Raw genomic sequence first — 21,495 nt, forward strand, 5'->3', positions numbered from 1 at the left:
ATCGCACAAAATACATCGCCAAAGCCGGTTTGTCACCTCATTCAGATGAAATTTGATGTCGGCTGGCAAACGAAGTCGGGCATTATAACGATATCAACGCAATTAGCAGCTAAATACTGGTCTTATCAGCGAAGATAATCCACAGCGCCCGTGAAAAAGACGCCGAAGATTTATCCTGTTGTGACAGAGAACACGCTATCTGCGGGGGCAGAACCGATTACCACGGCCACCACTTGCGGAATGTTTTATAACGGAATGCCAGCAGGATCGCGGCAAGTAACGCATAAATCCACGGCTGTGGCGAAAGCACTTTCACCGACCAAAGATAGTGAATGGGTGCCAGAATTGCCACCAGGTAGACGGTGTAATGCAGCGTTTGCCAGCGTTTCCCTAATCGACGCTGGGCTTTCTGGAAGGAGGTAGCGGCCAGCAGCAGCAGGATAACCCAGCTGATCAAGCCGAAGGTCAGATACGGTCGGTAAATCAGTTCCGAACCCAGCAGGCCAATATTGTCGATCCCCAGCTCCAGTAGCGAATAGCTGACCAGGTGCAGGGTCGCCCAGGCAAAGCACCAGAGCCCCAGCAATCGGCGTACGCGGATCAGCAGGGGCTGCTTTCCATAGCGAGCAACAGGTGTGACGGCCAGGCTGGCCAGCAGAAACTTCAGCGCCATTCTGCCGGTAAAATGCTGGATATCCTTCGCCGGATCGGCGCTGAACCAGCCCTGGTCAATAGAGAGCAGCAGCCAGAGGAACGGCAGGAAGCCGGCCAGATGCAGCAGAACCTTCAGGACGGTTATTTGTTTCGCATTCAGGCGCATCACTTAAAAATTTTCCCGTAAATCAAGGCCACGGTAGAGCGAAGCCACCTGTTCAGCATAGCCGTTATAGAGCAGCGTCGGCTGGCGCTTAACATCAAGAATACCGCCTGATCCAATCACGCGCTCGCTGGCCTGCGACCAGCGTGGGTGATCGACGTGTGGATTCACATTGGCATAGAACCCGTATTCGTTGGGTGCCAGCTGGTTCCAGGTTGTGGGCGGCATATCTTTGACCAGACTGATTTTTACGATGGATTTAATCCCTTTAAAGCCGTACTTCCAGGGTACGGTCAAACGGATCGGCGCGCCGTTTTGCGGCGGCAGCGCTTTGCCATAAACGCCGGTGGTCAGCAGAGTCAGCGGATGCATGGCTTCATCCAGCCGTAATCCTTCTACATAAGGATAATCCAGCCCGCCGCCGATAAAACGATCCTGCTGACCGGGCATTTCATCCGGGGCATAGACCGTCTGGAAGGCGACATAGCGTGCATTGCTGGTGGGTTCGGCGGCTTTTAGCAATTTACCCAGTTCGAAGCCAATCCACGGCACAACCATTGACCAGGCTTCAACGCAGCGCATGCGGTAGATTCGCTGCTCCAGTGGAAAGCGCTTAAAGATATCATCCATATCTAAAGTCAGTGGTTTTGCCACTTCACCGTCGATGGTGATTTTCCAGTCGGTGGTTTTTAGCGTGCCCGCATTGGCGGCAGGGTCGGCTTTATCCAGCCCGAATTCGTAGAAGTTATTGTAGCCGGTGACCTTATCTTCCGGCGTTAGCGGTAAATCGGCCTGGTACTGCGCGGGCTTACTGAATTCCAGTGCCTTACCCGGCATCGCTTTTGGGCGATCGTTGCCTTTAAACCATGAAAGCACATCGGCTCTGGCAGCACCGGGCAGGGTGAAAGCCGCAGCCCCAAGTCCTAAGGTTTTTAACAGCGTCCGCCGGCGGGTATTAAACACGCTCTCCGGCGTGACGTCGTTTTCAGACAGTGTGTTTACGGTTTTCATGGGGAATTCTCGATAAAGACTGTGGATATTAGAGCATGGCCTGGCGAAGAAGTTTCAGCGAGCATTCAGGTAAAATGGAGCATTTGCGGTTAAATCAGCCCCGGCAAATAAACCGGGGCGAAAGGATTAGCGAACCCGTACCAGCGTCCGGCCGGTTATCTGATTATTTAACAATCTTTCTGCGGCCTCAGGGGCCTGTGACAGCGAAATCTCCGTAGTGGCCTGTTGATAGAACGAGGCAGGTAAAACCTTGACCAGGCGTTTCCAGGCGGCAATACGTCGTGCGGTCGGGGCCATCACTGAATCGACCCCCTGCAGGCGCACATTACGTAAAATAAACGGCATCACGCTGGTGGGCAGATCGAAGCCACCGGCAAGGCCACAGGCGGCTACCACGCCGCCCCAGGAGGTTTGCGCCAGAACGCTGGCCAGTACCTGGCCACCTGCGGCATCGATTGCCCCTGCCCAGCGCTGTTTTTCCAGCGGGCGGGAGGCTTCGCTGAACTCGCTGCGTGGCAAAATGTGGGTGGCGCCCAGCTGCTGTAAATAGTCGTGGGTAGATTCACGCCCGCTGACGGCAGTCACTCGGTAACCCAGCGCGTGCAGCAGTGCAATTGCCGTGCTGCCCACGCCGCCGCTGGCTGCGGTTACCAGTACCTCTCCGCTTTCCGGAGTCACTCCACCTTCTTCAAGTGCCATGACACAAAGCATGGCAGTCAGCCCGGCGGTGCCGATAATCATTGCCTGGCGAGCCTCCAGGCCTTCAGGTAGCGCAACCAGCCAGTCCGCTTTCACCCGCGCCTGTTCAGCCAGCCCGCCCCAGTGGTTCTCGCCAACGCCCCAGCCGGTGAGTACCACCGACTGGCCGCTGTGAAAGCGCGGATCGCTGCTGGTGTGTACTTTTCCGGCAAAATCAATGCCGGGAACCATCGGGAACTGGCGAATAATCTTTCCCTTACCGGTAATCGCCAGCGCGTCCTTATAGTTAATGCCTGACCACTCAATATCCACGGTAACGTCGCCGGGAGGGAGATCGCTGCTGTCAACCTGCTGGATGGAGGCCAGTGTTTTGCCGTCTGCCTGTTCGAGAACCAGTGCCTGCATGTGAATCTCCTGAAATCGCTTGTTCAATGAAAAAAGTACCTGGGACGACTATACTCGCAGAAACCTCTGATTATCTGACACCAGACAAGCAAACGGCATCCGGGTTATGGTATTTTTCCATTCCGTGTTACTCAGGCTAAGGGTGCCTGTTTCCGCCTGCCATTAATCTACGAGTGTACATTACCGTTAATGGCGTATCTGTCACCGCAGTTGAATGGGCACAAGGATGCGATTAACCACCAAACTTTCTGCGATTATCACACTGCTCTGCACATTAGGAATGTTGCTAATGCTGGTGGGCTGCGTGCTGAGCTTCTTCTATATTAGCAACCAGAGAGCAGAATTTCGGGTTGAACGGATGGCTGACGATGTCGATCTCGCCTTGTTAACCCAGTCCCCGCAGCAGATCTCTCCCTGGCTCCATCAGGTCATGAACCCCTTACAGATTGAGCGCATTGAGCTGAATGACGGCAACAACACTCTGTTGCAGGTCACCCGCCATCAGCAGTCACTGCTTGATGATGAACCGAACCGCTTTCGTCAGACCGATATTCATCTTCGCCAGCATCCTCATTTAACTCTGCGCATTATGTGGATCGATCCGACCAAAACGTGGTTCAGCTCGATGATTGGAGCCTCAACGCTATTGGCTATCGTTGCCGTGGTGGCGATCATGACATTTTTGCTGGTGCAGGCCCATCGCTGGCTTTACCGGCAGTTGAAAGGCCTGGAAAAGCTGGAGGTGCGTGCAGAAGCTATCATCAAAGGTGAGCGCGCCAGCGTACGTCCGGGGTCGATACATGAATGGCCGGCAAAAGCGAGTAGCGCAATTGATTTGCTGCTGGCGGATCTGAAAGAGGCGGGAGAGCAGCATTACCGCGTCGACACGCTGATCCGCACCTTCGCCGCTCAGGACCCGCGCACCGGGTTAAATAATCGCCTGTTCTTTGATAATCAATTGACCACGTTACTGGAAGATCCTGAGGCGGTTGGCACGCACGGGATGGTAATGATGATCCGCCTGCCGGATTTTGACACGCTGCGCGAGCGCTGGGGGCATACCGAGGTTCAGGACTATCTGTTTGCGCTGGTCAATCTGCTGTCGACCTTTGTTTTACGCTACCCCGGCGCGCTGCTGGCGCGTTACTTCCGCAGCGACTTTGCCGTGCTGTTGCCGCACCGCAGCATCAAAGATGCCGATGGCATTGCATCGCAGCTGATTAAGGCGGTGGATACGCTGCCGCCAACGCGCATGCTGGACCGGGACGATATGATTCATATCGGTATCAGCGGCTGGCGCAGCGGGCAGACTACGCAGCAGGTAATGGAAAATGCCGAACTGGCCACTCGTCAGGCAACTTTACAAGGTGGAAACGGTTGGTCGGTCGGTGAAGGTGCACTTCAGGATCTGGGGCGGGGCAGCGTGAAATGGCGCACGCTACTGGAAAATACCGTTAATCGTGGCGGCCCTCGCCTGTATCAGAAACCGGCGGTGACCAGCGAAGGCAAGGTTCATCACCGTGAGATGATGCCGCGCATATTTGACGGTGAAAAAGAGCTGCTGGCGGCGGAATACCTGCCACTGGCGCAGCAGCTTGGACTGGCAGAGCGCTACGACCGCCAGATGGTGACGCGGATCTTGACGCTGGTTGAACTGTGGCCCGAAGAGACGCTGGCGATTCCTCTGACACTGGACTCCCTGCTGCAGCGCAGTTTCCTCAACTGGCTGCGCGATAGTTTGCTGCAATGCACTAAATCACAAAGAAAACGTATTTTATTTGAACTTGCAGAAGCGGATGTGTGTCAACACTTCAATCGGTTAGACCCGGTGTTTCGTTTGATCTATGGTTTTGGCTGCCGCGTGGCCATCAATCAGGCAGGGTTAACCGTGGTTAGCACCGCTTATATACGACAGTTTCAGGTGGAGCTGATTAAGCTGCACCCGGGGCTGGTGCGTAATATCGAGCGGCGTACGGAAAATCAGCTGTTTGTACAGAGCCTGATTGAGAGCTGCAAGCACACATCAACACGGGTTTTTGCCGCCGGAGTGCGTTTTAAAGAGGAGTGGCAAACTCTGGTTGAGCTGGGCGTTACCGGTGGTCAGGGGGACTTTTTTGCATCCTCTCAGCCGGTCAACAGCAACGTGAAAAAATATTCGCAAAGATATCGAGTTTAGCCTGCCGTTAGCCGGGTTTTCACGTAGAATAGCCGCGCGGTGTGGTTCGAAGCGGCTTCCTTGCCAGCCGAAGCGAAACTAAAATGTTAAATATTATGTATGTTATGTCCGCTTTATCCGTCTAAACCCCAGGGCAGGATGCCGCGTTATAAGCATTTTTTGCAGAAGATGCTGCTGAAGGTTGTGACACCGGCGCGAGATAGCATGATTTTTCACCGAAGTAGACTGTTTTTGCGCCTTGTCGCTGCTTCGTGTGGTTGGTAAAGTAAGCGGATTTTATTTTCCGCCCCCAGCTTGCAGGATTATCCTTTAGTATGTTTAAAAAATTTCGTGGCATGTTTTCCAACGACTTGTCCATCGACCTGGGTACCGCCAATACCCTGATCTACGTGAAAGGACAGGGCATTGTTCTTAATGAGCCCTCCGTCGTTGCTATTCGTCAGGATCGTGCCGGTTCTCCTAAGAGCGTGGCGGCAGTAGGTCATGACGCAAAACAAATGCTGGGCCGTACGCCCGGCAATATCGCGGCTATTCGTCCAATGAAAGACGGCGTTATCGCTGACTTCTTCGTGACCGAGAAAATGCTGCAACACTTTATTAAACAGGTACACAGCAACAGCTTTATGCGCCCAAGCCCGCGCGTGCTGGTGTGTGTGCCCGTGGGCGCAACGCAGGTTGAACGCCGTGCTATCCGTGAATCTGCCCAGGGGGCTGGTGCGCGTGAAGTGTTCCTGATTGAGGAACCTATGGCCGCGGCAATCGGTGCTGGCCTGCCGGTATCTGAAGCGACCGGTTCGATGGTGGTGGATATCGGTGGCGGTACAACAGAAGTTGCCGTGATTTCCCTCAACGGCGTGGTTTATTCCTCTTCCGTACGTATTGGTGGTGACCGCTTCGATGAAGCCATCATTAATTATGTGCGTCGTAACTACGGTTCACTGATCGGTGAAGCAACCGCGGAACGCATCAAGCACGGTATCGGCTCGGCTTACCCGGGTGATGAAGTGCATGAAATGGAAGTCCGTGGCCGTAACCTGGCTGAAGGGGTTCCACGTGGTTTCACGCTGAACTCAAACGAGATCCTGGAAGCGCTGCAGGAGCCTTTGACCGGTATCGTGAGCGCCGTTATGGTCGCACTGGAACAGTGCCCGCCAGAGCTGGCATCTGACATCTCCGAACGCGGCATGGTACTGACCGGTGGTGGTGCGCTGCTGCGTAACCTGGACCGCCTGCTTATGGAAGAGACCGGCATTCCGGTAGTCGTTGCAGAAGATCCGCTGACCTGCGTAGCACGCGGTGGTGGTAAAGCGTTGGAAATGATTGACATGCACGGCGGCGATTTGTTCAGCGAAGAATAATTTGCCTGAAGGGAGTGGCGGGGCGCTGCCCGCACTCCTTTTTCATGTTGTCGAGGAAAACGCCGATTTTATGAAGCCGATGTTCAGCAGGGGGCCTTCCCTGCAGTTACGCTTATTTTTAGCGGTTATAGTGGCAATAGGCGTTATTGTTGCCGATAGTCGTATGGGGGCTTTCACCCAAATACGCACCTATATGGATACCGCCGTTAGTCCATTCTACTTTCTGGCCAATGGGCCGCGTCAAATTCTGGACGATGTTTCTGAAACATTGGCCTCCCGCCAGCAGATCGAGCTGGAAAATAAAGCCTTACGTCGTGAACTGATCCTGAAGAACAGCGAACTGCTGATGCTGGGACAATTCAAACAGGAAAATGCCCGCCTGCGCGAACTGCTGGGTTCGCCGCTGCGTCAGGATGAACACAAGATGGTGACCCAGGTCATCTCTACCGGTAGCGATCCTTATACCGATCAGGTAGTGATTGATAAAGGCAGCGTAAACGGTGTTTACGAAGGGCAGCCGGTTATCAGCGATAAGGGCGTCGTCGGACAGGTGGTTGCCGTCGGCAAAATCACCAGCCGCGTGCTGCTGATTTGCGATGCTTCCCATGCACTGCCGATCCAGGTGCTGCGCAACGATATCCGCGTTATCGCGGCGGGCAACGGCTGCACGGAAGATTTGCAGCTTGAGCATCTGCCGGGCAACACCGATATTCGTGTTGGTGACGTACTGGTGACGTCGGGCCTCGGTGGGCGTTTCCCTGAAGGCTATCCTGTCGGCGTTGTGTCGTCGGTGAAAGTGGATACGCAGCGTGCCTATACGGTGATTCAGGCTCGTCCAACTGCCGGACTGCAGCGTCTGCGCTATCTGCTACTGCTGTGGGGGGCCGATCGTAACGGCACCATGCCAATGGCGCCTGATGAAGTTCACCGCGTGGCAAACGAACGTCTGATGCAGATGATGCCTCAGGTACTGCCGCCGGTGAGCGAGATGGGGCCTCCGGCTCCGCCTGCCGTTAGTGATAGTGGTAGCACCGCGCCCGGCACGGCTGCCGTGACGGAACCCGTGCCAGCTCAAGCTGCGCCGGTTCGCCGCCAGTCACCGGTGCGTGGAGGTCAGCCTTGAGTAGCTATCGCAGTCATGGCCGCTGGGTCATCTGGCTCTCATTCCTCGTTGCGTTGGTATTGCAAATCATGCCCTGGCCGGAACAGATTTATATGTTCCGGCCATCCTGGCTGCTGCTGATCTTAATTTACTGGGTGCTGGCGCTGCCGCATCGGGTAAATGTCGGTACGGGATTCGTGATGGGATCTATAATGGACCTCATCTCTGGTTCAACGCTGGGCGTACGTGCGCTGGCATTGAGCATTATCGCGTATCTGGTGGCGTTTAAATTCCAGCTGTTCCGCAATCTGGCGCTGTGGCAGCAGGCACTGATGGTGATGGTGCTGTCGCTGGCGATGGATGTGATCGTCTTCTGGGCCGAATTCCTGGTAATCAACGTTTCGTTCAGACCAGAAATTTTCTGGAGCAGCGTCATCGACGGCATCCTCTGGCCCTGGTTGTTCTTACTGATGAGAAAAATTCGCCGCCAGTTTGCCGTACAATAAAGGACAATTATGGTATCCCTGTATCTGGCTTCTGGTTCTCCCCGTCGTCGTGAACTACTGACTCAGCTTGGTTTATCATTTGAGCGCATCTCTACTGAGGTAGAAGAGCAGCGCCGCGATGGTGAACAGGCCGAACACTACGTCCGTCGTCTGGCGCTGGAAAAAGCGCAGGCCGGCGTGGCCGTTGCCCGCCAGGATCTGCCCGTACTTGGGGCTGATACCATAGTCGTATTACATAATGAAGTGCTGGAAAAACCAGCCGATAAAGATGCTGCAGCCGCAATGCTGGCAAAGCTCTCCGGCCAGACCCATCAGGTGATGACGGCCGTAGCGTTTGCCGACAGCCAGCGGTCGCTTGATTGCCTTGTTGTCACCGATGTGACGTTTCGCTCACTGACACCAGATGATATCAGGAACTATATCGCCAGCGGCGAGCCGATGGACAAAGCCGGTGCGTATGGTATTCAGGGACTGGGTGGAAACTTTGTCAGAAAAATTAACGGAAGCTATTACGCAGTGGTGGGATTGCCTCTGGTTGAAACAGCTGAGCTGTTCAGCAGCTTTCTGGCGCTGCGTGACGTGAGAGGACAATATGACAGCTGAACTGCTGGTTAATATTACGCCGTCGGAGACCCGCGTTGCCTACATCGACGGCGGCATTTTGCAGGAAATTCATATCGAGCGCGAAGCGCGCCGCGGCATCGTCGGTAATATTTATAAAGGCCGCGTCAGCCGGGTACTGCCTGGGATGCAGGCGGCGTTTGTGGATATCGGTCTGGAGAAAGCGGCTTTTCTTCACGCCTCCGACATCATGCCGCACACCGAATGCGTCGCGGGCGATGAACAGAAAAACTTCTCGGTGCGGGATATTTCCGAGCTGGTTCGCCAGGGGCAGGATCTGATGGTGCAGGTGGTGAAAGATCCGCTGGGTACCAAAGGCGCGCGTCTGACCACCGACATTACGCTGCCATCACGCTATCTGGTCTTTATGCCGGGAGCTTCACACGTGGGCGTTTCACAGCGCATCGACAGCGAAGCCGAACGCGACCGCCTGAAAGCGGTGGTCTCCGGCTACTGCGATGAGCTGGGCGGCTATATTATCCGCACAGCGGCGGAAGGCGTGGGTGAAGAAGAGCTGGCCTCGGATGCTGCGTTCCTCAAGCGCCTGTGGACCAAAGTGATTGAGCGCAAGAAGCGCAATCAAACCCGCTACCGTCTGTACGGCGAGGTGGCGCTTTCACAGCGTATTCTGCGTGACTTTGCCGGTGCGGCGCTGGATCGCATTCGTATCGACTCACGTCAGACTTTCGAACACCTGGTGGAATTCACCAGTGAGTACATCCCGGAAATGACCGCCAAGCTGGAGCTGTACACCGGCAAGCAGCCCATTTTCGATCTGTTCGACGTGGAAAATGAAATTCAGCGCTCGCTGGACCGTAAGGTTGAGCTGAAATCCGGTGGTTACCTGATTATCGATCAGACCGAAGCGATGACCACCATCGACATCAATACCGGTGCGTTCGTTGGCCATCGCAATCTTGAAGAGACCATCTTCAATACGAATATCGAAGCCACACAGGCCATCGCCCGGCAGCTGCGGCTGCGTAATCTCGGCGGCATTATTATTATCGACTTTATCGATATGAGTAATGAAGACCACCGCCGCCGGGTGCTGCACTCGCTGGAGCAGGCGCTGAGCAAAGATCGGGTGAAGACCGGTATTAACGGTTTCTCCCAGCTTGGCCTGGTGGAAATGACACGCAAGCGCACCCGCGAAAGCATTGAACACGTGCTGTGCCAGGACTGCCCGGTATGTAAAGGGCGCGGTACGCTTAAAACGGTAGAAACCGTGTGTTACGAAATCATGCGTGAGATCGTTCGCGTACATCATGCTTATGATTCCGACCGATTCCTCGTCTATGCTTCTCCTGCGGTCGGTGAGGCACTGAAGAGCGACGAATCCCATGCGCTGGCAGAAGTGGAAATCTTCGTCGGAAAACAGGTTAAAGTACAGATTGAGCCGCTCTATACGCAGGAACAGTTTGACGTAGTGATGATGTAGAGTAAAAACTGTTACCCCGGAACGAAACAAGGAGAGGCATGTGAGGCAACTGCCGAGGATTTTGCTACTGGCTGGCGCAACGTTAGTTGTGGTTATTGCGCTGCTGGTCAGTGGCTTACGCCTGGTGATGCCGCATATGAATACCTGGCGCGAGCCGATTCTTGAGCGCGTATCGGCCGCGGCAGGCGGTAAGGTAACGGCCAGTTCGCTGTCTGGAAATTGGGAATCTTTCGGTCCGCGCCTGGAAATTAAGGATATTCAGGCGGCGCTGTCTGACGGCGGCAGCGTCAGCATTCAGCGCGTCACGCTGGCACTGGATGTCTGGCAGTCACTGCTGCATCTGCGCTGGCAGTTTCGCGATCTGACCTTCTGGCAGCTTAATCTGGTCACCAACACCCCGCTCACCGGCGGCGGCGGTCAAACCGATTTACAGGCCGATCGCCTCAACAACCTGTTCCTGCGGCAGTTCGATCACTTCGACCTGCGCGACAGTGAAATCAGCTTCGTTACCCCTTCCGGCCAGCGCGCCAAACTGGCGATGCCTCAGCTCACCTGGCTTAATGAAAGCAACCGCCACCGGGCTGAGGGGCTGGTCAGCCTCTCCAGCTTCACCGGCCAGCACGGCGAGGTGCAGGTTCGCCTCGATCTGAGTGACAGCAACGGTTATCTCGATACCGGCCGCGTGTGGATGCAGGCCGATGATGTGGATGTGAAGCCGTGGCTGGGGCAGTGGATGCGCGATAATACCAGCCTGGAAAGCGCAAAATTCAGCCTTGCCGCATGGATGGAAGTGAAAAACGGTGAGGTCTGGGGTGGCGATGTCTGGCTGAAGCGAGGCGGAGCAAAGTGGGAGGGTTCCGATCGGCCGCACCACCTGCGCGTGGATAACCTGACTGCGCATATCAGCCGCTTTAACCGTGGCTGGCTGCTTAACATCCCGCAAACGCGCTTTATCACCGACGACAATCCGTGGCCAAAGGGTCAGCTTTCCATGCTCTGGCTGCCGCAAAGCAGCGACCTGCCGGGGCCGGATAAGCAGGCGGAACTGCGCGTGCGCGCCACGCATCTGGATTTAGGTTCGCTTGACCCATTGGTTCCGCTGTTTGCCAAACTGTCGCCGGAACTGCTGGAAAACTGGCGCGCGCTGCAGCCGCGCGGTGAGATACAGTCGCTGGCCGCCGATGTGCCGCTGAACCAGCCCGAACTGACCCGTTTCCAGGCACGCTGGCAAAACCTCAGCTGGCAGCAGTGGAAGCTGCTGCCGGGCATGGAGCACCTTAACGGTTCGCTTTCCGGCAGCGCGGCGGACGGCCAGCTGGCGTTTGCCGTACAGCAGGCGACAATGCCCTACGGCGATATGTTCCGCGCTCCGCTGGAAATCAGCCGGGCTTCTGGTGCGCTGAACTGGCAGCATAATGCCGACGGATTGACGCTGTCCGGCGAGCAGCTTGACGTACAGGCCCGTTCGCTCTGGTCCCGCGGTGATTTCCATTACCAACAGCAGAAAGGTCAGTCCCCGCGCCTGGACATCCTGGCCGGTATCAAGCTGACGGATGCCGCCGATGCCTGGCGCTACTTCCCTGAACCGCTGATGGGCACGTCACTGACCAACTACCTCAGCGGCGCGCTAAAGGGCGGGCAGGTGGATAACGCTACGCTGATCTTCGCCGGGGACCCGCATCAGTTCCCGTTTAAACACAACGAAGGCATGTTTGAAGTGGCGGTACCGCTGCGAAAAGCCACCTACGAGTTCGAGCCCGGCTGGCCGCTGCTGGAAAACCTGGCGATCGATCTCGACTTTGTGAATAACGGCCTGTGGATGAAGGCGGAAGAAACAAAACTGGGTGAGGTGCAGGGGCTTAACATCTCGGCGGTCATCCCTGATTATCTGGAAGAGAAACTACTGATTGATGGTGAAATCAGCGGCGGCGGTGACCAGGTTCGCGACTATTTCAATGATTCGCCGTTGAAGCCTTCGCTGGGTGCTGCACTGGATGAACTGCAGGTCGGCGGCAATGTGAGTGGTAACTTACATATTGATATCCCGCTGGATGGCCAGCAGGTGCGCGCTACCGGCGACGTTAACTTCAGAAACAACTCGCTGCACATTAAACCGCTGGAAACCACCTTTGAGCAGCTTAGCGGGCGGCTCACCTATGATAACGGCGACTTGAAAAGTGACCAGATGCACGCCCGCTGGTTCGGTCAGCCGCTGGCGGTCAGCTTTAACACGCTGGAAGGCGAGAAAGACTATCAAATTGGCGTGGATCTGCAGGCCGACTGGCAGCCCGGCGAGGTCAATGCGATACCGGCAGCGGTAAGGTCGCAGCTGGCGGGGAATCTGCCGTGGCAGGGTAAAGTTCAAATCACGCTACCGCACGGCGGCGGTGCAAATTATCAGGTTGATATCGACAGCGACCTGAAAAATGTAAGCAGTCACTTACCTGCGCCGTTAGATCTCAGTAAACCCGCGAATACACCGGTCAAACTGGTGGCTAAAGGTAATCTCAACAGCTTCGACCTTAGCGGTTCAGTCGGCAGCAGCCATCGTTTTAACAGCCGCTGGCTGCTGGGCAAACAGCTGCGCATCGATCGCGGAATTTGGGAGAACGATGCCAAACGCACGCCGCCGCTGCCGGAGACTCAGGGCATGGTACTGAATCTGCCTCCGCTTGACGGTAGCGCATGGATGGGGCTTATGGCCGCGGCCGGTTCGGAGAGCGGAAAAGCGGGCAGCAGCGCGTTGCCGGGCGATATCCGGCTGCATACACCCGCTCTGACGCTGGCGGGGCAGCGATGGCAGGATCTCAACGTTACGCTAAGTCAGGATGTTGCTGGCGACACGACGGTCGCGGCGAAGGGGAAAGAAGTGGAGGGGACGCTGATGATGAAGCGCTCGGCCCCCTGGATCGCTCAGCTCAAATATCTCTATTACAATCCGCAGTGGCAGACCTCGGGCGGCGGTGCTCCGCTGCCGACTGATGCTTCCAGCATCGATTTCAGCCGCTGGCCTGCGCTGAATCTCAACTGCGCCGAGTGCTGGCTGCGCGGGCAAAAATTTGGCCGCATGCAGGCTTCTCTGACGCCGACGGGCGACACGCTGAAGCTGGAAAACGGACTGATTGACAGCGGTAACGCACGCCTGACGGTTAACGGTGAGTGGGTAAATCGCCCGGATGGTCAGCGCACCTCATTAAAAGGTGTCCTGAGCGGCAAAAAAATCAACGAGGCGACCAACTGGTTTGGCATCAGCAGCCCGCTGCGCGATGCGCCATTCAACTTCGACTACGATCTACACTGGCGCTCCGCACCGTGGCAGCCTTCGGAAGAAACGTTAAGCGGCGTGCTGAAATCGCACATCGGCGCCGGACAGATTACCGACGTCTCAACCGGGCGTGCCGGTCAGCTGCTGCGCCTCGTCAGTTTCGATGCGCTGATCCGCAAGCTGCGTTTTGATTTCAGCGACACCTTTGGTCAGGGCTTCTGGTTTGATTCGATCAACGGCACCGCCTGGATAGAAAATGGCGTGATGCACACGGATAACCTGCTGGTGGATGGGCTGGAAGCGGACATCGCCATGAAGGGCAAAATGGATCTCGTAAGACGGCAGATTGATATGGAAGCGGTGGTCGCGCCGGAGATTTCAACGACGGTCGGGGTTGGCGTGGCCTTTGTCGTTAACCCGGTTGTGGGTGCTGCCGTGTTTGCCGCCAGCAAGGTGCTGGGGCCGCTGTGGAATAAAATTTCAGTACTGCGCTATCACATCACCGGGCCAATTGATAAGCCTGAAATCAATGAGGTACTGCGCAAGCCGCGAGAAAACGACGATAAGTGAATTTGACGTGGCTATGGAATTGCCTCACGCTGTAAACATAGCGAACCTAAATGAATATCGAGGGCCAGTCGCATCTGGCTCATCCATACTGAGTGAGAATTCATGAGTCTGAATTTGGTGAGTGAGCAGCTACTGGCTGCCAATAACATTAGTCATAACGATCTGTTTGCCATTCTCGGCCAGCTCTCCGAGCGTAAGCTGGATTACGCCGACCTCTATTTCCAGTCCAGCTATCATGAATCCTGGGTGCTGGAAGATCGCATCATTAAAGATGGCTCCTACAATATCGATCAGGGTGTGGGCGTGCGCGCGGTAAGCGGTGAGAAAACCGGTTTTGCTTATGCCGATCAGATCACCTTGAATGCGCTGCACCAGAGCGCAACGGCGGCCAGAAGCATCGTGCGCGAGCAGGGTAACGGCCAGTCCCACACCTTAGGTGCGGTGCTGCATCGCCCGCTGTATCCGGCGCTCGATCCGCTGCAAAGCCTGACCCGCGAAGAAAAAATTGCCCTGCTGCACCGTGTTGACAGTGCCGCGCGCGCAGCAGATAAGCGCGTTCAGGAAGTTTCAGCCAGCCTGACCGGCGTTTACGAACTGGTGCTGGTGGCGGCCACGGATGGAACGTTGGCGGCGGATGTCCGTCCGCTGGTTCGTCTGTCCGTCAGCGTACAGGTTGAGGATAACGGCAAGCGCGAGCGTGGCTCCAGCGGCGGCGGCGGTCGTCATGGTTATGAGTTCTTCCTGGCGAATGAAGACGGTGAAGTTCGTGCCGACGCCTGGGCGCGTGAGGCGGTCCGTATGGCGCTGGTGAATCTGAACGCCGTAGCGGCCCCGGCAGGCTCCGTACCGGTGGTACTGGGCGCAGGCTGGCCGGGCGTACTGCTGCATGAAGCGGTGGGTCACGGCCTGGAAGGCGACTTCAACCGTCGTGGTACCTCGGTATTCAGCGGTCAGATGGGGGAGCTGGTGGCTTCCGAACTCTGTACCGTAGTGGATGACGGCACCATTGAAGGGCTGCGTGGTTCACTGGCCGTTGATGATGAAGGTGTTCCGGGACAGTACAACGTACTGATTGAAAACGGTATTCTGAAAGGCTACATGCAGGATAAGCTCAATGCGCGCCTGATGGGCGTTAAGCCAACCGGTAACGGCCGCCGTGAGTCCTATGCGCACCTGCCGATGCCACGGATGACCAACACCTATATGCTGGCCGGTAAATCGACGCCATCGGACATTATTGCCAGCGTTGAATATGGCCTGTACGCGCCGAACTTCGGCGGCGGTCAGGTTGATATCACCTCCGGTAAATTCGTCTTCTCAACCTCGGAAGCTTATCTGATCGAGAACGGCAAAGTGACCAAGCCGGTGAAGGGCGCAACCCTGATCGGTTCCGGCATTGAGGCGATGCAGCAGATTTCGATGGTCGGTAACGATCTGGCGCTGGATAAAGGCGTTGGCGTCTGCGGTAAAGAAGGGCAGAGTCTGCCGGTTGGCGTCGGCCAGCCAACGCTGAAGCTGGATAAAATCACGGTAGGCGGTACGGCGTAACTCAACGCCGGTTTTCTCGCAACGTTCTGTTATTTAACTCGGGCGATCGCACAGGCGGCCGCCCTTTTTTTTATTTCCCCGCTACACCTTGCGGAATTCCCGGTAGATCTCATCCACCTTATCGAAATAACTGATAAGGTAGTTAATACACACCTGAACTTTCAGCGGCAGCTTGTCTTTTTGCGTATAGAGCGCATAGACCGGGCGCGGCATCGAATGATAGTGGGTAAACAGGATCTCTACCTCACCGGCGTTAATCTCTTCAATTACCCACATCAGCGGCACGTAGGCGATACCGGTCCCGGCTTTCAGCCAGCGAATTAACGTCTGAGCATCATTGGTGGCAAAACGCCCCTGCGGCGATAAGCGAACGGACTTGCCTTCCGGCGAAGTCAGTTCAAAGTCGTTATCTGTCCTCACGCTGTATTCAAGCCATGAAAAATTACTGATATCCCCTGGATTTTCCGGCGTACCGTGCTGTGCCAGATAGCTTTTTGCTGCACAGACCACCATCGGCATCGATCCCAGACGTTTGGAAAACAGTCCTGAATCCTGAAGAGCGCCCACGCGGAGGACCAGATCCAGACCATCGGCAATCAGGTCAGGGGCGGGAATACCGGTGACCAGATTAATTGTCAGGCCGGGATATTCTTTCAGCATCTCCACCGTCATCGGGGCCAGCAGGTTTTGCGACATGGTGGAAGAGCTGCCGATGCGCAGCGTACCGATGGGCGTATTATTAAATGCCCACAGCTGTTCATGAACCTGTTGAACCTCAGACAGCATTCTCCGGCAACCCTGAAAATAGATCTTCCCTGCTTCGGTCAGGCCGATACTGCGCGTGCTGCGATTAAGTAACTTAACCTGCAGCTCATCTTCCAGCCGGGCGACGATCTGGCTGACCGCAGAAACGCTGAGCTGTAGCTGCTGTGCTGCGGCGGTGAACGAGCCCAGTTCCACCACTTTGGCGAAAACGGACATGCCTTTCAGTCTTTCCATTATTAACCCTGGCTTAAAAGTGATTTAGATCACATTTGGTAGATAACTTATAGTCAAGCGCGTTACTATAGCAGTGCCGGACTACCGTTCTGAAGTCCTACTCCCTATTTTAAAGCTCACTTTATAAGCTACTATTCTGTGAGTACCGGTTGTGATCCGGGCCCGACTTCGTGGCCATCATCAGCCTGAACTTTAAACTGCCCTGAAACAGGTGGGAGATCGTTATTGCGTCTTCGTATTCCGGCACTGTTTTTACAAGGATAAGAGATGAGTGTGCTTCCTGTTATCGTGGTTTTCGGGCTTTCTTTTCCGCCCATTTTCTTTGAAATCGTCGTGTCATTGATGCTGTTCTGGCTGGTTCGTCGCCTGCTTATGCCGACCGGACTCTATGACAGGGTCTGGCATCCAGCGCTGTTTAACACCGCGCTTTACTGCTGTCTGTTCTACCTTGTATCCCGCTTGTTCGTCTGAGGTCATCGTGAAAGCACTAATAAGAAAAATTTCCCGGTTCGCCATTACCCTGATTTTGGTGGCGATCGCGGTGGTTCTGATTTTCCGCGTTTGGGTGTTTTACACCGAATCCCCGTGGACCCGCGATGCGAAGTTCACCGCCGATGTGGTCGCGATTGCACCCGATGTGAGTGGCCTGATAACCGATGTGCGTGTGCGTGATAACCAGCTGGTTGAGAAAGGCCAGGTGTTGTTCGTGATTGACCAGCCGCGCTATCAAAAAGCGCTGGAAGAGGCGAATGCCGACGTTGCCTATTACCAGGCCATTCTGGATGAGAAACGTCGCGAAGCGTCTCGTCGTAACCGGCTTGGCGTTTCCGCCATGTCGCGTGAGGCTATCGATCAGGCCAACAATGATTACCAGACCACGGAGCATCAGCTGGCGAAATCCATCGCCACGCGCGATCTGGCGAAGCTGGATCTGGAACGTACCGTGGTGAAGGCACCGTCGGCGGGGTGGATTACCAACCTGAATGTCTATGCCGGTGAGTTTATCACCCGGGGCTCCACGTCAGTGGCGCTGGTCAAACAGGATTCGTTCTATGTACTGGCCTTTATGGAAGAGACTAAGCTGGATGGTATTCGTCCTGGCTATCGTGTTGAGATCACGCCGCTCGGCAGCAACCAGGTCATTCTTGGATCCGTTGACAGCGTGGCCGCCGGGGTGACGAACAGCAGCAGTACCGTTGACAGCAAAGGCATGGCGACCGTCGATTCGAATCTGGAGTGGGTTCGTCTGGCACAACGTGTGCCGGTGCGTATTCGCCTGGACAAGCAGCCGGGTAACCTGTTCCCGTCAGGCACCACGGCGACCGTTGTGGTAACCGGTGCGCAGGATCGCCAGGAAAAAGACATCTCCCCGCTGATGAAACTGATGCATCGCCTGCGCGAGTTTGGCTAAGGTGGAGTAAATGATGCAGTGGTATCGTCTGCGATTTCCCATCAAGCTGACTTTTGCCATCATTCTGGCGCTGTTTGTGGGCTTCGAATTCAATCTTGAAACTCCGCGCTGGTCGGTGATGACCGCCGCGATTGTTGCCGGCGGTACGGCCTTTGCCGCCGGGGGCGATCCCTTCTCCGGGGCGCTGCGCTATCGCGGTATGCTGCGTATTGTCGGGACCTTCATCGGCTGTATCGCGGCACTGACCATCATGATCGCCACCATCCGCGCGCCGCTGCTTATGCTGCTGCTTTGCTGCCTGTGGGCCGGCGTGTGCGTGTGGCTGTCATCGCTGATCAAGCTTGAGAACTCCTATGCCTTAGGCCTGGCCGGTTATACCGCGTTGATTATCGTGGTCAGCGTTGATTCCAGCGGTTCGCTGCTGCTTGCGCCGCAGTTTGCCGTAGAGCGCTGTAGCGAAATCATTATTGGTATTGTTTGCGCCATTCTCGCCGATATGCTGTTTTCGCCGCGATCCATCAAGCAGGATATCGACCGCGAGGCCGATGCACTTCTGCTGGAACAGTATCGGCTGATGCAGCTTTGCGTTGCCCATGCCGACAAGGATGAAGTGGATAAAACCTGGGCTGGGCTGGTTCGTCGTACCACGGCTCTGAAAGGAATGCGTTCGCTGTTGATGATGGAGTCGGGCGGATGGCCGAAGGTGGAGCGCCGAATGGCGGTGCTGAACACGCTTTCGCTGACGTTGATTACCCAGGCCTGCGAAACGTTTCTGATCCAGAATTCCCGCCCGGAATATGTGCCGCCACAGTTTCTGCTGCTGTTTGAAAAGCCGGTTGAAAGCACGGCAGACATCCATAAGCGGATGAAGATCATGCGCCGAATTATCACCGTCAGCGGCAGCAAAAATACACCGGCAACGATTCGCAGCTGGGTCGCTGCGGCCAGCCGCTATTTGTTGTTGCTGAAGGGTATCCACACCAACAGCAGCATCAGCCGTATCGAAGAAGAGGTGCTGAATGCCGAGCCGGTCGTCAGAATGCGTTCGGCTGAAAGCCGACATGCATTGATTAACGGTATTCGTACTTTTGTCGCGACGGCCGTCGGTTCAATTTTCTGGTTATGGACAGGATGGGCCTCCGGCAGCGGGGCGATGATTATGCTGGCGGTCATTACCGCTCTGGCTATGCGTATGCCAAACCCGTTGATGATGGCTAAGGATTTCCTCTACGGGATGATTTTTGCCGTTCCGCTTGGTGCGTTGTATTACATGGTGATCATGCCCGCGACGCAGCAAAGTATGCTGCTGCTGTGTATTGCTCTTGGCGTGATGGCATTTGTGGCTGGTATCTTTATTCAGCGGCGTCAGATCGGCACGCTGGGCGCGCTGGTTGGCACAATTAACATTTTGACGCTGGATAACCCGATGACCTTCCACGTCAGTACTTTCCTTGACGGTGCGCTGGGGCAGGCCATTGGCTGTTTTGTGGCACTGTTGGTGATTCTGCTTATTCGCGACAGCTCCAAGGCGCGTATAGGCCGCACGCTGCTGAATCGCTTTATGTATGCGGCGGTGTCAGCGATGACCACCAATACGGCAAGGCGGCGGGAAAACCATCTGCCTGCGCTGTATCAGCAGCTGTTCATGCTGCTGAATATCTTCCCCGGCGATATTGATAAATTCCGCCTGGCGCTGACGCTGATTATTGGCCATCAACGGCTGCGCGATGCGGATATTCCGATTAATGACGACCTGTCGGCCTTCCATAAACAGCTGCGCCACACTGCTGACCGGGTTATTTCGGCGAGTAGTGATGCCAAACGGCGTCACTATTTCACCCGTCTGCTGTCCGAGTTTGATATTTACCAGCAAAAACTGGCGCTGTATGAGGCACCGATCAGCGTGACCGAACCGGTTGCCCGACTTGCTCAGATGCTGAAAAAATACCAAAACACCCTGATTCAGATTTGATCCTTCCGCCGGTAGCACGGGCTACCGGCACCGCATTTTCCTCCTGCCGATATCACTCCGTCACAAAACGGCATGGGTTTGCCATCTATACTTATTGAGATAACGGCAATCAAAACAGGAGGAATCATGACGATCTCATCATTTAAGGATAATGAACTGTTCCAGACCGGATACCTGGCGGCAGGAGAGTGGCTGCAAACGGGGTCCACGTTCCCAGTATTCAACCCTGCCACTGGCGAAACCATCGCTGAAGTTGCTAAAGCCGGTAAAGCAGAAACCGAACGAGCGATTGCAGCCGCGGCGGCGGCCTTCCCCACCTGGCGAGCGAAAACGGCAAGCCAGCGCTCGGAAATTCTGTATCGCTGGTATCAACTGATGCTGGAAAATAAAACCTGGCTGGCGCAGCTGATGACCGCCGAGCAGGGCAAACCACTCAAGGAAGCTGAAGGCGAGGTGCTGTATGCCGCCAGCTTTATTCAGTGGTTTGCCGAACAGGCCAAGCGCGCCAATGGTGAAATTATTCCACCTGCCCGGCCCGGAACGCGCATTCTGGCCACCCGTGAACCGATCGGCGTGGTGGCGGCCATTACCCCCTGGAATTTCCCAATGGCGATGCTGACCCGCAAGCTGGGTCCTGCGCTGGCCGCAGGCTGCACGGGGATTATCAAGCCGGCCAACAATACTCCGTTGTCCGCATTCGCACTGTTAGCGCTGGCGAAAAAAGCCGGAGTGCCTGACGGTGTACTTAATGCGGTAGCCGGCGATACCGCCGCCATCAGTGACGCGATCATGGCCAGTAAAGAGGTGAGAAAAATCTCCTTCACCGGTTCCACGCAGGTCGGCAAGCTGCTGATGCGCAACGCAGCGGATACAATGAAAAAAGTGTCGATGGAGCTGGGGGGCAATGCCCCGTATATCGTTTTTGACGACGCGGATATTGATGCTGCGGTAAAGGGGGCGATTGCCAATAAATTCCGCAACGCCGGTCAGGTTTGCGTCAGCGTTAACCGCTTCTATATTCAGAACAGTGTTTACGATCGCTTCGTGGAACGGCTGGCCGAAGAAGTGAAAAAGCTGAAGGTTGGCAACGGAGTCGAAGAGGGGGTCGTTGTCGGGCCGTTGATTGAAGCTTCCGCATTGAAAAAGGTGGAAGAGCACGTTAACGATGCGGTGGCAAACGGAGGGCGCATCGTGGTCGGTGGTGCCCGGCACGCGCTGGGCGGAAACTTCTGGCAGCCTACGGTGATTGCCGATGCCAGTGAAAAGATGAAACTGGCGAAGGAAGAAACCTTTGGCCCGGTTGCCGCCTGTTTCCGCTTCGATGATGAAGACGAGGTGATTCGTCGTGCCAACGACACCGAGTTTGGTCTGGCGGCGTATTTTTACACGCAGAACCTGCAGCGGGTATTTCGCATATCGGCGGCGCTGGAAAGCGGCATGGTGGGCATTAATGAATGTGCAGTATCGACCGAACTGGCTCCCTTTGGCGGCGTAAAAGAATCAGGCCTGGGGCGTGAAGGGTCGGTGCTTGGGCTGGAGGAGTTTCTTGAGGTAAAAGCCCTGCATATCGGCGGACTGTAACCCGACGGGCGAC

Annotated in this window: 16 protein-coding genes; 12 read left to right on the forward strand and 4 right to left on the reverse strand. The window is 55.6% G+C overall.

Annotation, left to right across the window (positions count from 1 at the left end; translation table 11 throughout):
* Positions 1-217 precede the first annotated feature (217 nt).
* From msrQ to acuI, 3 genes are all read right to left on the reverse strand, one after another.
* Complete coding sequence (gene msrQ / locus JOE09_RS16425; protein WP_105592882.1) at positions 218-820, reverse strand: protein-methionine-sulfoxide reductase heme-binding subunit MsrQ; 603 nt, start codon at positions 818-820, stop codon at positions 218-220.
* Positions 821-823: 3 nt separating this feature from the next.
* On the reverse strand, positions 824-1,828 hold the full coding sequence (msrP, locus tag JOE09_RS16430; RefSeq protein ID WP_105592883.1) for a protein-methionine-sulfoxide reductase catalytic subunit MsrP: 1,005 nt from the start codon (positions 1,826-1,828) through the stop codon (positions 824-826).
* 126 nt (positions 1,829-1,954) lie between these two features.
* Positions 1,955-2,932 (reverse strand): acrylyl-CoA reductase (NADPH), encoded by a 978-nt coding sequence (acuI, locus tag JOE09_RS16435; RefSeq protein ID WP_205066526.1) that lies wholly within the window; start codon positions 2,930-2,932, stop codon positions 1,955-1,957.
* A gap of 226 nt (positions 2,933-3,158) precedes the next feature.
* Between acuI and csrD the strand changes: the two genes are divergently transcribed.
* The 8 genes from csrD to tldD all read left to right on the forward strand — a co-directional run bounded on the left by csrD (position 3,159) and on the right by tldD (position 15,519).
* Positions 3,159-5,108 (forward strand): RNase E specificity factor CsrD, encoded by a 1,950-nt coding sequence (gene csrD, locus JOE09_RS16440; RefSeq protein WP_205066527.1) that lies wholly within the window; start codon positions 3,159-3,161, stop codon positions 5,106-5,108.
* Positions 5,109-5,422: 314 nt separating this feature from the next.
* The gene (gene mreB / locus JOE09_RS16445) at positions 5,423-6,466 is read left to right on the forward strand and encodes a rod shape-determining protein MreB (protein WP_105592886.1); all 1,044 of its coding nucleotides are present in this window, start codon (positions 5,423-5,425) and stop codon (positions 6,464-6,466) included.
* Between the two features lie 70 nt (positions 6,467-6,536).
* Positions 6,537-7,589: a rod shape-determining protein MreC gene (gene mreC, locus JOE09_RS16450; RefSeq protein WP_338049366.1), complete on the forward strand. Its 1,053-nt coding sequence runs from the start codon at positions 6,537-6,539 to the stop codon at positions 7,587-7,589.
* Positions 7,586-8,074: a rod shape-determining protein MreD gene (mreD, locus tag JOE09_RS16455; RefSeq protein ID WP_105592888.1), complete on the forward strand. Its 489-nt coding sequence runs from the start codon at positions 7,586-7,588 to the stop codon at positions 8,072-8,074. Before mreC ends, mreD begins: the two co-directional genes overlap by 4 nt.
* Positions 8,075-8,083: 9 nt before the next feature.
* The gene (locus tag JOE09_RS16460; RefSeq protein ID WP_205066528.1) at positions 8,084-8,677 is read left to right on the forward strand and encodes a Maf family protein; all 594 of its coding nucleotides are present in this window, start codon (positions 8,084-8,086) and stop codon (positions 8,675-8,677) included.
* Complete coding sequence (gene rng, locus JOE09_RS16465) at positions 8,667-10,136, forward strand: ribonuclease G (protein ID WP_105592890.1); 1,470 nt, start codon at positions 8,667-8,669, stop codon at positions 10,134-10,136. Before JOE09_RS16460 ends, rng begins: the two co-directional genes overlap by 11 nt.
* A gap of 40 nt (positions 10,137-10,176) precedes the next feature.
* On the forward strand, positions 10,177-13,971 hold the full coding sequence (gene yhdP / locus JOE09_RS16470) for an AsmA2 domain-containing protein YhdP (RefSeq protein ID WP_205066529.1): 3,795 nt from the start codon (positions 10,177-10,179) through the stop codon (positions 13,969-13,971).
* Positions 13,972-14,073: 102 nt separating this feature from the next.
* A complete protein-coding gene (gene tldD / locus JOE09_RS16475; protein ID WP_205066530.1) occupies positions 14,074-15,519 on the forward strand; it encodes a metalloprotease TldD in 1,446 nt (481 codons plus the stop codon).
* Positions 15,520-15,600: 81 nt separating this feature from the next.
* Here the strand turns inward: tldD and aaeR are convergent, their stop codons facing one another.
* Positions 15,601-16,518: an HTH-type transcriptional activator AaeR gene (gene aaeR / locus JOE09_RS16480; RefSeq protein WP_200546522.1), complete on the reverse strand. Its 918-nt coding sequence runs from the start codon at positions 16,516-16,518 to the stop codon at positions 15,601-15,603.
* A gap of 267 nt (positions 16,519-16,785) precedes the next feature.
* On the opposite strand from aaeR, the gene aaeX reads away from it, so the two are divergent.
* The 4 genes from aaeX to JOE09_RS16500 all read left to right on the forward strand — a co-directional run bounded on the left by aaeX (position 16,786) and on the right by JOE09_RS16500 (position 21,482).
* Positions 16,786-16,989 carry a p-hydroxybenzoic acid efflux pump operon protein AaeX gene (gene aaeX / locus JOE09_RS16485; protein ID WP_105592894.1) on the forward strand — a complete coding sequence of 68 codons (204 nt, stop codon included), beginning with the start codon at positions 16,786-16,788 and terminating at the stop codon, positions 16,987-16,989.
* Between the two features lie 7 nt (positions 16,990-16,996).
* Positions 16,997-17,929: a p-hydroxybenzoic acid efflux pump subunit AaeA gene (gene aaeA / locus JOE09_RS16490; RefSeq protein ID WP_205066531.1), complete on the forward strand. Its 933-nt coding sequence runs from the start codon at positions 16,997-16,999 to the stop codon at positions 17,927-17,929.
* Positions 17,930-17,942: 13 nt separating this feature from the next.
* Entirely contained in the window at positions 17,943-19,901 is a 1,959-nt protein-coding gene (gene aaeB / locus JOE09_RS16495) for a p-hydroxybenzoic acid efflux pump subunit AaeB (RefSeq protein WP_420830663.1), read from the forward strand.
* Positions 19,902-20,027: 126 nt separating this feature from the next.
* Complete coding sequence (locus JOE09_RS16500; protein ID WP_205066533.1) at positions 20,028-21,482, forward strand: NAD-dependent succinate-semialdehyde dehydrogenase; 1,455 nt, start codon at positions 20,028-20,030, stop codon at positions 21,480-21,482.
* Positions 21,483-21,495: the final 13 nt, after the last annotated feature.

This window comes from Pantoea coffeiphila (genome assembly GCF_016909495.1).
GTDB lineage: Bacteria > Pseudomonadota > Gammaproteobacteria > Enterobacterales > Enterobacteriaceae > Erwinia > Erwinia coffeiphila.